At 69.2% G+C, this 13,221-nt stretch carries 12 protein-coding genes; 8 read left to right on the forward strand and 4 right to left on the reverse strand.

Annotated elements, in window-relative coordinates; genetic code table 11:
• Window positions 1-62: 62 nt before the first annotated feature.
• A complete protein-coding gene (locus QR77_RS34035) occupies window positions 63-1,301 on the reverse strand; it encodes an SGNH/GDSL hydrolase family protein (RefSeq protein WP_201778841.1) in 1,239 nt (412 codons plus the stop codon).
• A gap of 182 nt (window positions 1,302-1,483) precedes the next feature.
• Between QR77_RS34035 and QR77_RS34040 the strand changes: the two genes are divergently transcribed.
• The 3 genes from QR77_RS34040 to QR77_RS34050 are packed head-to-tail and all read left to right on the forward strand — an operon-like array spanning window position 1,484 to window position 2,937.
• Window positions 1,484-2,218 carry a TetR/AcrR family transcriptional regulator gene (locus QR77_RS34040; protein ID WP_040025884.1) on the forward strand — a complete coding sequence of 245 codons (735 nt, stop codon included), beginning with the start codon at window positions 1,484-1,486 and terminating at the stop codon, window positions 2,216-2,218.
• A gap of 60 nt (window positions 2,219-2,278) precedes the next feature.
• A complete protein-coding gene (locus tag QR77_RS34045; RefSeq protein WP_040025885.1) occupies window positions 2,279-2,548 on the forward strand; it encodes a thiamine-binding protein in 270 nt (89 codons plus the stop codon).
• Window positions 2,545-2,937: a helix-turn-helix domain-containing protein gene (locus QR77_RS34050; protein WP_040025887.1), complete on the forward strand. Its 393-nt coding sequence runs from the start codon at window positions 2,545-2,547 to the stop codon at window positions 2,935-2,937. Before QR77_RS34045 ends, QR77_RS34050 begins: the two co-directional genes overlap by 4 nt.
• 78 nt (window positions 2,938-3,015) lie before the next feature.
• Here QR77_RS34050 and QR77_RS34055 read toward each other — a convergent pair whose 3' ends face one another.
• Window positions 3,016-3,219, reverse strand: a complete 204-nt coding sequence (locus QR77_RS34055) for a hypothetical protein (RefSeq protein WP_107069150.1) — start codon at window positions 3,217-3,219, stop codon at window positions 3,016-3,018.
• 141 nt (window positions 3,220-3,360) lie between these two features.
• Here QR77_RS34055 and uraD point away from each other — a divergent pair, with 141 nt between their 5' ends.
• From uraD to QR77_RS34080, 5 genes are all read left to right on the forward strand, one after another.
• On the forward strand, window positions 3,361-3,906 hold the full coding sequence (gene uraD / locus QR77_RS34060) for a 2-oxo-4-hydroxy-4-carboxy-5-ureidoimidazoline decarboxylase (protein WP_052489256.1): 546 nt from the start codon (window positions 3,361-3,363) through the stop codon (window positions 3,904-3,906).
• A gap of 5 nt (window positions 3,907-3,911) precedes the next feature.
• On the forward strand, window positions 3,912-4,322 hold the full coding sequence (gene uraH / locus QR77_RS34065; protein ID WP_040029117.1) for a hydroxyisourate hydrolase: 411 nt from the start codon (window positions 3,912-3,914) through the stop codon (window positions 4,320-4,322).
• 3 nt (window positions 4,323-4,325) lie between these two features.
• On the forward strand, window positions 4,326-5,276 hold the full coding sequence (pucL, locus tag QR77_RS34070) for a factor-independent urate hydroxylase (RefSeq protein WP_040025893.1): 951 nt from the start codon (window positions 4,326-4,328) through the stop codon (window positions 5,274-5,276).
• A 227-nt stretch (window positions 5,277-5,503) separates the two neighbouring features.
• On the forward strand, window positions 5,504-6,880 hold the full coding sequence (locus QR77_RS34075) for an 8-oxoguanine deaminase (RefSeq protein WP_040025894.1): 1,377 nt from the start codon (window positions 5,504-5,506) through the stop codon (window positions 6,878-6,880).
• A 315-nt stretch (window positions 6,881-7,195) separates the two neighbouring features.
• Window positions 7,196-8,620, forward strand: coding sequence for a nucleobase:cation symporter-2 family protein (locus QR77_RS34080; RefSeq protein ID WP_052489783.1), 1,425 nt, complete (start codon window positions 7,196-7,198; stop codon window positions 8,618-8,620).
• Window positions 8,621-8,649: 29 nt separating this feature from the next.
• Here QR77_RS34080 and QR77_RS34085 read toward each other — a convergent pair whose 3' ends face one another.
• Window positions 8,650-11,958, reverse strand: coding sequence for a GH92 family glycosyl hydrolase (locus QR77_RS34085; RefSeq protein WP_040029119.1), 3,309 nt, complete (start codon window positions 11,956-11,958; stop codon window positions 8,650-8,652).
• Between the two features lie 362 nt (window positions 11,959-12,320).
• Window positions 12,321-13,193, reverse strand: coding sequence for a chitosanase (locus tag QR77_RS34090; RefSeq protein WP_040025895.1), 873 nt, complete (start codon window positions 13,191-13,193; stop codon window positions 12,321-12,323).
• Window positions 13,194-13,221: the final 28 nt, after the last annotated feature.

Consider the following 13,221-nt stretch of genomic DNA (forward strand, 5'->3'; position numbering starts at 1 on the left):
GCTGGTCGCTGGGCCGGGTGTGGGGCCAGGCTCTGCGGCCGGGTACGGCCCGCCGGCTCAGGTCACTGGAACAGCGCCGGATCGACCGCGTCGGCGATCGCCTGGAGTCCCGCCTCGTTGGGGTGCAGATGGTCTCCGCTGTCGAAGGCGGCGCGGAACTTCGTCGGCTGCGCCGGATCGTGCGTCGCCGTGTCCTGGTCGACAATCCCATCGCAGCCGCTGCCCGCGCCCCGGATGAAGCTGTTCACAGCGGCGCGCTTCGGCTCCAGCTCCGCCTTCCAGCCTCCGGCGCCCTCGAACGGTGTGAGCGTCGAGCAGATGAACTTGACGCCCTTGCCGTGCGCGGCGGAGATGAGCTGCTTCAAGCCGGTGATGAGCTGATCGGCGGTCGGGTTCCTGTTCGTCAGGTCGTTGATCGGGTCGTCGGCGAAGATCACCCACCGGACGCCCGGCTGTGCGAGCACATCCCGGTCGAAACGCTTCAGCGCGCTCTGCCCGGCCCCGTCCGCCAGCAACTGGTTTCCGCTGATGCCCTGGTTGAGTACGCCGACCACGCGCCCGGCGGCGGACAGCCTCGTCGCGAGGTCGTTCGGCCAGCGGCGGTTGGCGTCGGTCCGGGACGCGATGCCGTCGGTGATCGAGGCGCCGAGCGTGACGACGGCGCCCGTGGCCGCGGTGTTCACGACGTCCAGCCCCGACAGGAAGTAGTAGCTGCCGGTGGTTTTCACGCCCGTCAGGTCGGCGTTGCCTGCCACGTCCCCCGGAGCGATGTAGTTGGTCTGAAGTCCCGACTGGTGGTAGGTCGCTGGGCCGGTGGAGTCGGGTACGTGGAAGCTGACCGCCACATCCGCGCCCGCCGGTACGGCGAAGCCGGTCGAGTCGCTGGCGACCGTACCCCCGACGGGGATGGTGACATCGGTCCGTCCGCCGAAGGTGACAGCGCGGTCGGTGGACGCGGAGACGGACGAGCCCGAGGTGCGCCGGGCTATGTGTACGTCGCGGATGACCACGGGCTTGTTGCCGAAGGCGTTCGACAGATGGACGCGCGCGGCGGTGCCGGAAATGCTGGTGTGCACGATCTGACGAATCGTCTGCTGCCCGAAGGTGTCGCTGCCGCTCTGTGGGGAGGCGGCCCAGGTGCCGATCCAGGTGTCGGCGGCGGGGGCGGACGCCGACGCGGACGTGGCGTCGGCCTCGGTCCCGGTCTCGGCCGAGGCGGATCGCTGGACGCCGGCGATCAGCAGAACGGTGGTGGCGGTGGCAGTGGCGGTGGTGGCAAGGGTGCGGAGCTTTCGCTTCACTGTGGGGTGTCCCTCTGTCCCGCGGCGCCCCTTGGCCGGGGCGCCTTCTGCCTCAACCATTACCCAGAACACACCAGTTGGTGCGGCGCGGTCGGGGGCGAGGCGGGGGGTGGGGTCGGTGCCGGGTTGGCATTATAAAGGTCCACTGGTTCCTTATTGGCGGGGTCGGTTAGGCTTGCCGTATGTCCTCGCAGCCCCCTGAATTCCAGCGCGCGCGCAGACCCGAGCAGATCGAGGCGCGCCGCCGGGCCATCCTGTCGACCGCGCGCGGGATGCTCGGTGAACGCTCCCTGGCGGACATCAGCCTCCGTGAACTCAGTCTGCGGGTGGGGCTGTCCAAGTCGAACGTCCTGCGCTACTTCGACAGCCGCGAAGCGATCTTCCTGGAGCTGCTGGACACCGAATCCGAAGCCTGGCTGGACGCTCTCGAAGTGGTGCTCGCGGCAGGAGGCCAGGTAGGGGAGGCAGGGGAGGCGGGGGAGCCCCGGGATGCGACCGGGGAGGCCGAGCCGTACGCCGTCGAGGTCCGCCTCGCCTCGGCCGTCGCCGACACCCTTTACGAACGCCCGCTCCTGTGCGAGCTGATCGGCTCGATGAGCGGCGTACTGGAACGCAACATCAGCGTGGATTTCGCCCGCGCCTTCAAGCGGCGCGCGACCGGGCACACCGAACGCCTGGCGGCGCTGGTCGGCTCCCGGCTGCCGGGGCTCGGCGGCGCGGCGTCCGGTCAGTTCGCCGCCGCGGTCATCGTGATCACCGCGGGTCTCTGGCCGTACGCCAACCCGACCGAGGCAGTGGCGACGGTGACGGCGGAGATGGGCCACCCGCCGACGGACGAGACCTTCCCGCACGCTCTCCGCGAGGCCCTCATCACGCATCTCATCGGGCTGAGCGCTTCCCCGCATCGTTTCGTATGACCACCCGGCGGGTCGGTTAAGGTCGTCCCCGGAGCGACGCGATGGAGGTATGGAGGCACAGTGCGACTCAGGGTGGAGTTCACGACCGAACCCTTCGACCTGGACGAGGCACCCGCCCACGCGGTGGTGGCCCGCGAGGTCGTCCAGGGGGCCGGCCTCGACGCCGTGGACGTGGGGCCGTTCGGCAATACGGCGGAGGGTGACGCCGAAACCGTACTGGCCGCGGTCGACACCCTGCTGCGCAGGACACTGGCCGCAGGCGCGACCCGGGTCTCGCTCCAGGTGAATGTGGCCGGACCCGATACCGCGCCCGGCGGAGGCGCCCGGTGAGCGGGCCGGTGGACCACCCCTTCGTCGCAGCGGTCAAGCCCCTGATCGACGCCATGGGCGGCGAGCTGATGGCGCCGGAGGCGGCGGAGCCCGACGATGTGGTGCTCGCCTGGGAGGGCGAGGATCTGCTGGCCGTACGGCTGCCGCAGCTCTCCGAGTCGCTGGACCACATCCTCGCCGCGCTGGAGCGCCGGCACGGAGTGCCGCTGGCCGAGCTGGACCGCAGGACGAAGCAGTCGGTCGTACGGATACTGGAGGCGCGCGGCGCCTTCTCGGTGCGGCACGGCGTGGAGACGGTGGCGAGTGCCCTCGGGGTCAGCCGCTTCACCGTCTACAACTACATCAACTACGTCAACGAGCAGCGGGCGGCCGAGACGCCCGAGGCGTGACGGCGCGCGAAGCGGCACAGCGAAACGCCCCTGTGGGCCGGGTCCGTCCGGCGTGCAGGGGCGCTGACGTTCTCGCCGTCAGGCGGAGTACTTGACCATCCAGTCGGCGTCGGGGTCACGGCCGAACTCGGGGTCGTTCGGCGCGTCCGCCGGGACCTCCTCGACCATGCGCTCCGGGGGAATCCGGTCAGGCAGGTGGCCGAAGCGAGCCGCCCGTTCGGCGGCGCCGTCGCCCGCCGGGGGCGTGTGCGTTTCAGCCGTGCTTTCCTCGCGTGCGCTCATGACGGTCCCCATGTGTTTCGAGATGTTTCGAGAAGGTGACGCCCCGCGCCGGGGGCCCCGGAGAACTCCTGCCCAGTCTACCGCTGGGCGGACAGCAACTTTCAACAAAGTGTTGACGCGGTGTTGTCGAGGGCGTTAGCTATGCGGAGCCCGTCCAGCACAGCCACGGAGGCTCCCGTGACGATCGACCCGCCCCCGGGCCTCACCCGGTTCAACACCTCCTCCGACCAGGACGCGCTCGCCGCACTGGGCGAGGTGTGTGCCAGTACGGCGTGGGGCAGCGAACTGCTCGCCCGGCGCCCGTACGCCACCACCGACGCCCTCCTCGCGGCCGGCGACGCGGTGACAGCCGCCCTGACCGACGACGATCTCGCCGAGGCGATGGCGGGCCATCCGCCGATCGGGCGGCCCAAGCCCGGGGACCCGACCTCGACCCGCGAACAGCGGGGGATGGCCGGTGCCTCCGAGGAGCTCAAGGCCGAGATGCTCGCACTGAATCTGGCCTATCAGGAGACGTTCGGACAGGTCTTCCTGATCTGCGCCACCGGTGCGAGCGCCTGGCAACTGCGGGACGCACTGAGAACCAGGCTCCGCAACACACCGGAGGAGGAGCGCGTGATCGTGCGCACCGAACTGGGCAGGATCAATCGCATTCGACTGGGACGCCTCGTCGCGGAAGGAGAGTGAAGGCCGTGAGCACCGGCACCACCGCGAGTACGGGCAGCACCGCATCGGTGTCCACGCACATCCTGGACACCACCGTCGGCCGCCCCGCCGCGGGTGTGCCCGTCACACTCGCCGCCCGCAGTGGCAGCGGGGCGGGCTGGGTGGCGCTCGGCGGTTCGCTGACCGACACCGACGGGCGCTGCAAGGATCTGCCGGCGCTGCCGGAAGCCACCACCCATGTGCGTCTCGGCTTCGAGACCGAGGCGTACCTCGTCAGCAAGAAGCAAGCCGAGGCACAGCAGGACGCCCCCGCGCTACGGGACAGCGATGCGTTCTTCCCGGAAGTGGCGATCACCTTTACCGTCACTCCGGGCGAGCACTATCACGTACCGCTGCTGCTCAACCCGTTCGGCTACTCCGTATACCGAGGGAGCTAGCAGATGCCCACCATTCTCGGCCAGAACCAGTACGGCAAGGCGGAGAACCGCGTCGTCAGGATCACCAGGAACGGCGACACCCACCACATCAAGGACCTGAACGTCTCGGTCGCCCTCTCCGGCGACATGGAGGACGTCCACCACTCGGGCTCCAACGCCAACGTCCTGCCGACCGACACCACCAAGAACACGGTGTACGCGTTCGCCAAGGAGCACGGCATAGAGTCCGCCGAGCAGTTCGGCATCCACCTGGCGCGGCACTTCGTCACCAGCCAGGAGCCCATCCACCAGGCGCGCATCCGGATCGAGGAGTACGTCTGGGAGCGCATCGGGGCGCCGGACGCAGGTCCCGGGCCCACCGCCGGACCGGAAGCCGCCGGCGCCGACGAACCGAAACACTCCTTCGTCCGCAAGGGCCAGGAGACCCGCGTCTCGCAGATCACCTTCGACGGTGAGACGTGGGAGGTCGTCTCCGGGCTGAAGGATCTGACGGTGATGAACTCGACCAACTCCGAGTTCTGGGGCTACGTCAAGGACGCGTACACCACGCTCCCCGAGACGCACGACCGCATACTCGCCACCGACGTCTCCGCCCGCTGGCGGTACAACTGGACCAGCGACGACCAGCAGATGCCGGACTGGGACACCTCCTACGAGCAGGCGAAAAAGCATCTGCTCGACGCGTTCGCCGAGACGTACTCACTCTCGCTGCAACAGACCCTGTACCAAATGGGATCGCGGATCATCGAAAGCCGCCCCGAGATCGACGAGATCCGCTTCTCGCTCCCCAACAAGCACCATTTCCTGGTGGACTTGGAACCGTTCGGCCTGAAGAACGACACCCCCGACGGAGCTGTCTACCTCGCTGCCGACCGGCCCTACGGGCTGATCGAGGCGACGGTCCTGCGGGACGGCGTCGAGCCGCGGATCCCGCTGGACCTGAGCACACTCTGACCGACCCGCCACCCTTGACGCGCGCGCCGGCGTCGACCCCCGGAGTCCGGTTCCACGGCCCCGGGGGCCACAGAAGGGGAGCGGGGGCATCTGCGCGGTACAGCAGTGTGGAACGGCCGCAAAGGCGCGGCCCTTCCACACACCACGGACTCGGTCGTCACCCCGCTCGGCCCCCGACTCCGTACAACATCCGGGCCGCAGGCCCGACATCAGGAAGAGGAACCGCCATGGCGGCTTCGCGCATCGTCATCGAGAACTGTGCCATCGCGACCGTGGACGCCGACGACACCGAGTACGCGTCGGGCCATGTCGTCGTCGCGGGCAACCGGATCGAATCGGCAGGTGCGGGACCGGCGCCCGGTGATCTCCGGGACGTGGTCCGCCGCGTCGACGGCACCGGCCACCTGCTGACCCCGGGCCTGATCAACACACACCACCACTTCTACCAGTGGATCACCCGGGGCCTCGCCACCGACCGCAATCTCTTCAACTGGCTGGTCGACCTCTACCCCATCTGGGCACGGCTCGACGAGCCGATGGTACGGGCCGCCGCGCAGGGCTCCCTCGCGATGCTGGCGCGCGGGGGCGTCACCACGGCGATGGACCACCACTACGTCTACCCGCGCGGTGCGGGCGACCTGTCCGGCGCGATCATCGGCGCCGCGGCTGAGACGGGCGTACGGTTCACCCTCGCCCGGGGCTCCATGGACCGGGGCATGTCGGACGGCGGTCTGCCGCCGGACTTCGCCGTCGAGACCCTCGACGGCGCGCTCGCCGCCACCGAGAAGACCATCGACACACACCACGACACGTCGTTCGACGCGATGACCCAGATCGCGGTCGCACCGTGCTCGCCGTTCTCCGTCACGACCGAACTGCTCAGGCAGGGCGCGGAGTTGGCGCGGCGCAAAGGCGTACGCCTGCACACCCACGGCAGCGAGACCGTGGAGGAGGAGCAGTTCTGCAAGGAGCTGTTCGGCATGGGCCCGACCGACTACTTCGAATCGACCGGCTGGCTCGGCTCCGACGTGTGGATGGCCCACTGCGTCCATATGAACGACTCCGACATCGCGGCGTTCGCCCGTACCGGTACGGGGGTCGCGCACTGCCCGTCCTCCAACGCCCGGCTGGGCGCCGGGATCGCCCGCGTCCCCGACATGCTGGCCGCCGGAGTGCCCGTGGGGCTCGGCGTCGACGGCACCGCCTCCAACGAGTCCGGTGAACTCCACACGGAGTTGCGCAACGCCCTGCTGATCAACCGCCTTGGCGCACACCGCGAATCGGCCCTGACGGCCCGTCAGGCGCTGCGCCTCGGGACGTACGGCGGCGCCCAAGTGCTCGGGCGTGCCGACCAGATCGGCTCCATCGAGGCAGGCAAGCTCGCCGACCTGGTGCTCTGGAAGCTCGACACCCTGGCCCACGCCTCCATCGCCGATCCGGTCATCGCGCTGGTCTTCGGCGCCGCCGCGCCCGTCACCCTCTCCCTCGTCAACGGCAGGACCGTCGTCGAGGACAACCATCTGACCACGGTGGACGAGGACGCCATCGCCCGCTCCACCCGGAGCGAGGCGCGGCGCCTCGCACGGATCGCCGCGGAAGGCTGATCCCGCCCGCACGTCCGGTCGGGGGGGACGGCCCCCGGCCGGGTGGGCCGAGGACCCGAGTGGGGTCCACGGCAGCCGTGACCGGGAGGCGCCGTACCGTCAATGGCGCGGCGCCTCCCGGGGCGGTGGAACGGAGACTCCACCCGTACGATTCCGAGCCTCTCCGCATCTCTCGGAACCTTCCCCCCATCTCTCGGAACCTCGCCCCGTCATCCCTCGGAACCTCTCCCCGTCTCACCGCATCACCTCCCTGACACCCGCGCCGCCGCCGGCGCGTAACCGACCGGAGGAACCCCTGTGACCGCTCACCCCGGGATACCCACCGACACACAGACCGAGGCCGGTCTCGACGCCGGCGCCGAGCCCGACCGTAAGCACCCGGTCGACGAGAAGCTGCCACCGTTCAAGATGTTCACCAGCGGGTTGCAGCATGTGGCCGCGATGTACGCGGGTGTGGTGGCGCCGCCCATGATCGTCGGGCCCGCAGTGGGGCTCGGCGCCAGGGACACCGCGTACCTGATGGGCGCGAGTCTTTTCACCGCCGGAATCGCCACCCTGCTCCAGACACTCGGCTTCTGGAAGATCGGCGCCAGGCTCCCGTTCGTCAACGGCGTCTCGTTCGCGGGAGTGACCCCGATGATCGCCATCGGCAGGGACCGGGGCGCCGACGGCCTCACCGTCGTCTTCGGCGCGATCATCGTCGCCAGTGTGCTGGGCTTCTTCCTCACCCCGTACTTCTCCCAACTGGTGAGGTTCTTCCCGCCCGTTGTCACCGGCACCGTCATCACCCTGATCGGTGTGTCCCTGCTGCCGGTGGCGTTCGGCTGGGCGCAGGGCTCCGACGCCGGGGCCCCCGACTACGGCTCCATGCGCAACATCGGCATGGCGGCGCTCACCCTGGCGATCGTGCTGGCCCTGCGCAAAGTGCTGCGCGGCTTCCTCCAGCAGATCGCCATCCTGCTCGGACTCGTCGCCGGGACCGTCATCGCCGTCCCGATGGGGATGACGGACTTCGACGCCGTCAGGGGCGCCGGGCTCATCGGCTTCCCGAGCCCCTTCCACTTCGGTGCGCCGCACTTCGAGATCGCGGCCGTCGTCTCCATGTGCATCGTCATGCTGGTGTGCATGACGGAGTCCACGGCCGACATGCTCGCTCTCGGCAAGATCGTGGACCGTCCCGCCGACCGGAGGACCATTGAGGGCGGACTGCGCGCCGACACCCTCGGCAGTGCCATCAGCCCGCTCTTCAACGGCTTCATGTGCAGCGCCTTCGCGCAGAACATCGGCCTGGTCGCGATGACCAAGGTGCGCAGCCGCTTTGTCGTCGCCACGGGCGGCGGCATCCTCATCCTGCTCGGGCTGTGTCCGGTCCTGGCGTCGGTGATCGCGCTCGTACCGCTGCCCGTCCTCGGGGGCGCCGGCATCGTGCTGTTCGGTTCGGTCGCGGCGAGCGGCATCCAGACGCTCTCCACGGCGGCGCTGGAGAAGGGCGAGAACGCGCTGATCGTCGCGGCGTCCGTGGGCATCGGGCTGATCCCGATCGCGGCGCCGGACTTCTACCAGGCCTTCCCCAAGGACCTGATGGTGGTGCTCGATTCGGGCATAAGCACCGGGTGCGTCGTGGCGATCGTCCTCAACCTGGCCTTCAACCACCTGGGGAGGAAACCCGTTTCGGACGTGGCTGAACTGGCGGACGTGCCGGAACGCGACGGAGGCCTGCTCAGCCCTTCCGGGGACTGAACAGGCCTCCGACGTACGCTCGACTCAGATCAGGATGTCGCCGCCGCGAAGACGTGGAGCACGCCGCCGTCGGTCGTCGCGGGCAGTGTCACACTCGCGAGCTGCTTACCCGCCTGCAAGGTGACCGGAGCGGTGGCGAAGATCTCCGTACCCACCGGGTCCGTACCGCCGCCCTGCACATCGCGGTACGGGGTGTGGACCGCGACCGTGTTGCCGAACGCCGGCTTCCCGGCTCCGCCGCCGAGTGTCCAGTCGCTGAAGCCGATCTCGGCCTGCTGCGTCGTGCCGTCGGTGTACGTGAGCGTGGCCGTACCGCTCGCGTCGCCTTCCGCGGCGCTGCCCAGCAGACTCAGCTTCGTCGCGCCGGCGGCAGCCGGTACGGCGAGCACCTGACCGCCCCCGACGACCTCGATGTTGTCCGGGTCACCGGCGGCCGACTTCGGCCAGGTGAAGGTGAATCCGCCCGTGGAGACCGTGCCGCCGGGCTGGGCGCCCGCAGCCGCGAGCGCCTTGGCCGAGTAGCTGTAGCCCTCACCGTCGAAGTTGGCCTGGGGGTTCGCGTCATCGGCCGATATGGCGTTGTTGTTGAGGTTCCACAGCATGCTGTTCTTCGCCGCCACGGTCACGGCTGCCGAGGTCTTCGGCAGCTCCGTGCCCGACGACGAGGTGAGGGTCACCGGGACGGTGTAGAAGCCCTCCTGGGTCCCGGCCGCCGCCGACACGGAGATCTTGGCGCTGACGGATCCGCTGCCGGGCACCGTGAAGTCGCCCTGCGCAGGGGTCACCGTGACACCGGCGGGCGGCGCGGCCGTCCAGTGGACCTTGGTGTCCTTGGCCTGGAGCGTCTGCACCTTGACGGTCGTGGTGGTGGCGTCACCGCCGGGCTCGACCTTCAGCTTCTCCGGTGTGACACCGGTGAAGTACGAGGTCCCGCCGCCGGTGAAGGACGGCGGGGCGTCCGCCTTCGCGGTGCCCCACGTGGTGCTGGGCTTGGAGCCGAGGGTGTAGTCGAGGGTGCCGCCGTGGGTGACGAACGAAGCCGGGACCCACGGCTTGCTGGACGTCTTGCCGTTGGTCTTCAGGCTCTGGATGTACGTGTTGTCCGCCGAGGCGGCCGGTGCGTTGACCGTGATGGTCTTGTTGTGCCCGGTCTGGATCACGGCGTGCGGGAACAGCGGCGCCGACAGCACCATGTCCGCCCGGCTCGGAACCTGCGGATACATGCCCAGTGCCGAGAAGACGTACCAGGACGACATCGTGCCCGCGTCGTCGTTCCCCGGGATCCCGCCGGGGGTGTTCGTCCAGAGCTGGTCCATCTCGGCCCGCACGGTCTCCTGCGTCTTGGAGGGTGCGCCCAAGTAGTCATACAGGTAAGGGGCGTTGATGTCGGGCTCGTTGGTGGGGTCGTAGCGCGTGTCGTCCTTGGCGGAGAAGTCGAAGGCGCCGTCAGGGGTCTTGAAGAAGGAGTCGAGACGCTTCACCGTGGTGGCGTCGCCGCCCATGGCGCTGGCGAGCCGCGCCACGTCGGAGTAGACCATCCAGGTGTAGCGGGCGCTGGTGCCCTCGACGAAGCCGCTGCCGGTGCCCGGGGTGAACGTACCCGCCCAGGAGCCGTCGGACTTGCGGTCACGGATGTAGCCGCCGTCGGGGGTGGCGTTCGGGTCGAAGACGTTCGTCCAGTTGCCCGAGCGGTCGAGGAACTTCTTCTCGGTCGCGTGGTCGCCGGTCTGGCCGGCGAGCGCGGAGATGCCGAAGTCGGCGGCCGAGTCCTCCAGGGTCTCGGCGGCGCCGCCCCAGCAGTGGCAACTGTCGGACGGGACGTAACCCAACGTCAGATACTTGTCGAGCGCCGGGCGTTGGCCGACACACTCGACATTGCAGCCCGCGCTGTCGGAGTCGTTCGCCGTCGGCACGGTCGCTGCCTTGACCAGTGACTTGAGGGCGCCCTTGACGTCGAAGTCATGGCCGCCGAAGGCGTAGATACCGGCGAGCGCGGCGTCCGACGGGTCGCCCGACATCACACTCGTCTTGCCGTTCTCCAGTAGCCAGCGGTCCCACTCGCCGCCGCGCTGGTTCGCGAAGTTGAACAGGGACTGCGCGTAGTCACTGCCCGCCTTCGGGTTCAGCAGCGTCATCAACTGCACCTGCGCGCGGTACTGGTCCCAGCCCGAGAAGGTGCCGTACTGCGCCTTCTGGCCCTTGGCGAGCTTGTGCGGCTTCCGGTCGGCGCCCAGGTAGCGGCCGTCGACATCGCTGGTCAGCGTCGGCTCAAGCATCGAGTGGTAGAGCGCGGTGTAGAAGGTGGTGCGCTGGTCTTCGCTGCCACCGCTCACCTTGATCTTGCCCAGCTCCTGCTTCCAGGCCGAAGCGGCCTGGGACTTCACCGAGTTGAAGCTCTTCGAGGGCGGGTTCTCCGCGCGGAGGTTGGCCTCGGCGTTGCCCGGGCTGACGTAGGAGATCGCGACTTTCGCCTGGACCTTGGTGGTCCCGGGGGCGAAGGTGACGTACGCGCCGGAGCCCTTGCCCGCCACCGGGTTGCCGGACGAGCTGAAGCCCGTACCGCCCGTGGCCGAGGTGGATCCCGGCTGCACGGTCCCGTCGGTCCAGGTGCCGACCTTGGCGAACTTCTTGTCGAAGTGGGCCGTGAAGTAAAGGGTGTAGAGGTCCTTGCGGTTGTTCGCGCTCTGCGGGCCGCAGAAGTTGCCCGCGCTGACCGAACCGGTCACGGTCCTGTCGGCCTCGTTGACCCGCACGTCGGCGGCGGTGGAGCCGCTCTCCGAGTTGGAGGTACGGAACAGCAGGCTGGCGGGCTTGTCGGCGGGGAAGCCGAACTGCCCCGAGCCCGTACGGGCGGTGGCGGTCAGGTCGGCCGAAGCGCCGCTGTCCAGACCCACCTTGTACGAGCCGGCCGTCGCTGTCTCGTTGTCGTGCGAGAAGGTGCTCGCGTACTTCGCGTCGGTGGTGTCCGCCGAGGGCGAGGAGTCGACATCGCCCACGTACGGCATGATCGGTATGTCACCGTTGGCCCCGGAGCATCCGACACCGTTGAGGTGGGTGAGGCTGAAGCCCCGGATCTTCGTGGCGTCGTACGTGTAGCCGCCGGGCGCGGGAGTCGACACCTGGGTGCCACGCGAGTTCTGCGGGCTCCAGGCGAGCATGCCGAACGGCTGCACCGCGCCGGGGTAGGTGTTGCCCGCGTTGGACGAGCCGATCAGGGGATCGACGTACGACGCGGGGTTCTTGACGGGCGACGCCTTGGCGGCGGTCGCTCCGCCGGAGGCCGTGGCCGGGGTCGCCGAGGCGGGCGAGACCGTCAGGGCCAGCCCCAGGGACGCCATGGCGGCCACGGCGACGGAGCCGAGAGCTCGGCGTCTCCGATGCGCCGTCCGACGCGGTTGTGTGTCTGACACCGTTCCTGCCCTTCGTTGGTGACGGAAGGTAACGCGACGGGGAGCATGCGCGGTGGCTGGACCCGACAACGTTGTCAACAGATCATGAGGATGCTCCTCCGACCGCTTCGGGGTGTCAAGGCTTTCCGGAATTCGCCGTTCAGGGCGCGCGAGGCGCGCGATGCACGACATGCGATGTACGACATGAGCGGTGGGGTGCCCCGCGCGGAGTTCACCACGCGGGACACCCCACCTGCCCCTGTGGGGCTGCTCGTCGGCCGTGCCGGCCTGCTCTACTCGTCGGCCCGGTGTCAGCCGATGTGGAAGCTGTCGCCGTACACCTTCCAGTCTAGCGGCGGGTCGAGGTTCAGATTGCCCTCGTCGAGGAAGACCCGCTGCGCGGTGTCGACCCGGCTGGTGTCCTCGTGCGCCTCCTCCTGCTTCATCGCCCAGACACGGGCGTCGAGGAAGGCGTTGAGGTAGGTGACCTCGTCGCCGCCCTGGGACGGCGGCTTCGCGTTGTTGAGCGCCCGCTGCCGGATGCCGCCGAAGCTGGTGCCGCCGTTGCCCGGGCCGTGCATCACGATGGCGTCGTAATACATGAACTGCCCGAGTGTGCCGATGCCGTCCTTCTTGCCCTGCGCTACGGCCGGGTTGAAGTAGACCCGGTCCCGCTCGTTGTTCTGTGCGGTCTGGAACACGGTGTCCTTGGCCGCCTGCTTCCAGGCGTCGGTGAAGCCGTCGAGACCGTCGTGCGAGTCCGTACCGTTCACGTCGCGCAGCGCCGGGAGGTAGGAAGCGAGCGGGTTGTTCGGCTTGGTGTCCGTGTAGGCCTCGACGAGTTCGAGCATGTCGCCGGTCCCGGAGCAGAATCCGATGATGCCGGCGGTGTAGCCGCGCCCGTCACCGATGTCCTCGATGTAGCTGTACTGCGCCTTCCAGTCCTGCGAGGAGTTCTCGGCGCTGGAGACGATCTGCATGGCGATGTCCTTCTTCGCCGGATCGTCGAGTCCCGTGGCCGCCGCGAAGGTGTGGGCGCTGGTGTGGGCGCTCGCGGTGGCGCTGGTGGGCTCCGGCGCCGAGTTCGCCATGGCGGTCGCGGGGACGGCGACCAGCGCCAGACCGAGCAGGGCGTGCGGCAGGAACCTCAGCCGACGTGGGGTGCGTATGTGGGGGGTGGGCACCAGACCTCCATGTGGGGGGAGTTCGCGC

Source organism: Streptomyces sp. 150FB, assembly GCF_000818195.1.
GTDB lineage: Bacteria > Actinomycetota > Actinomycetes > Streptomycetales > Streptomycetaceae > Streptomyces.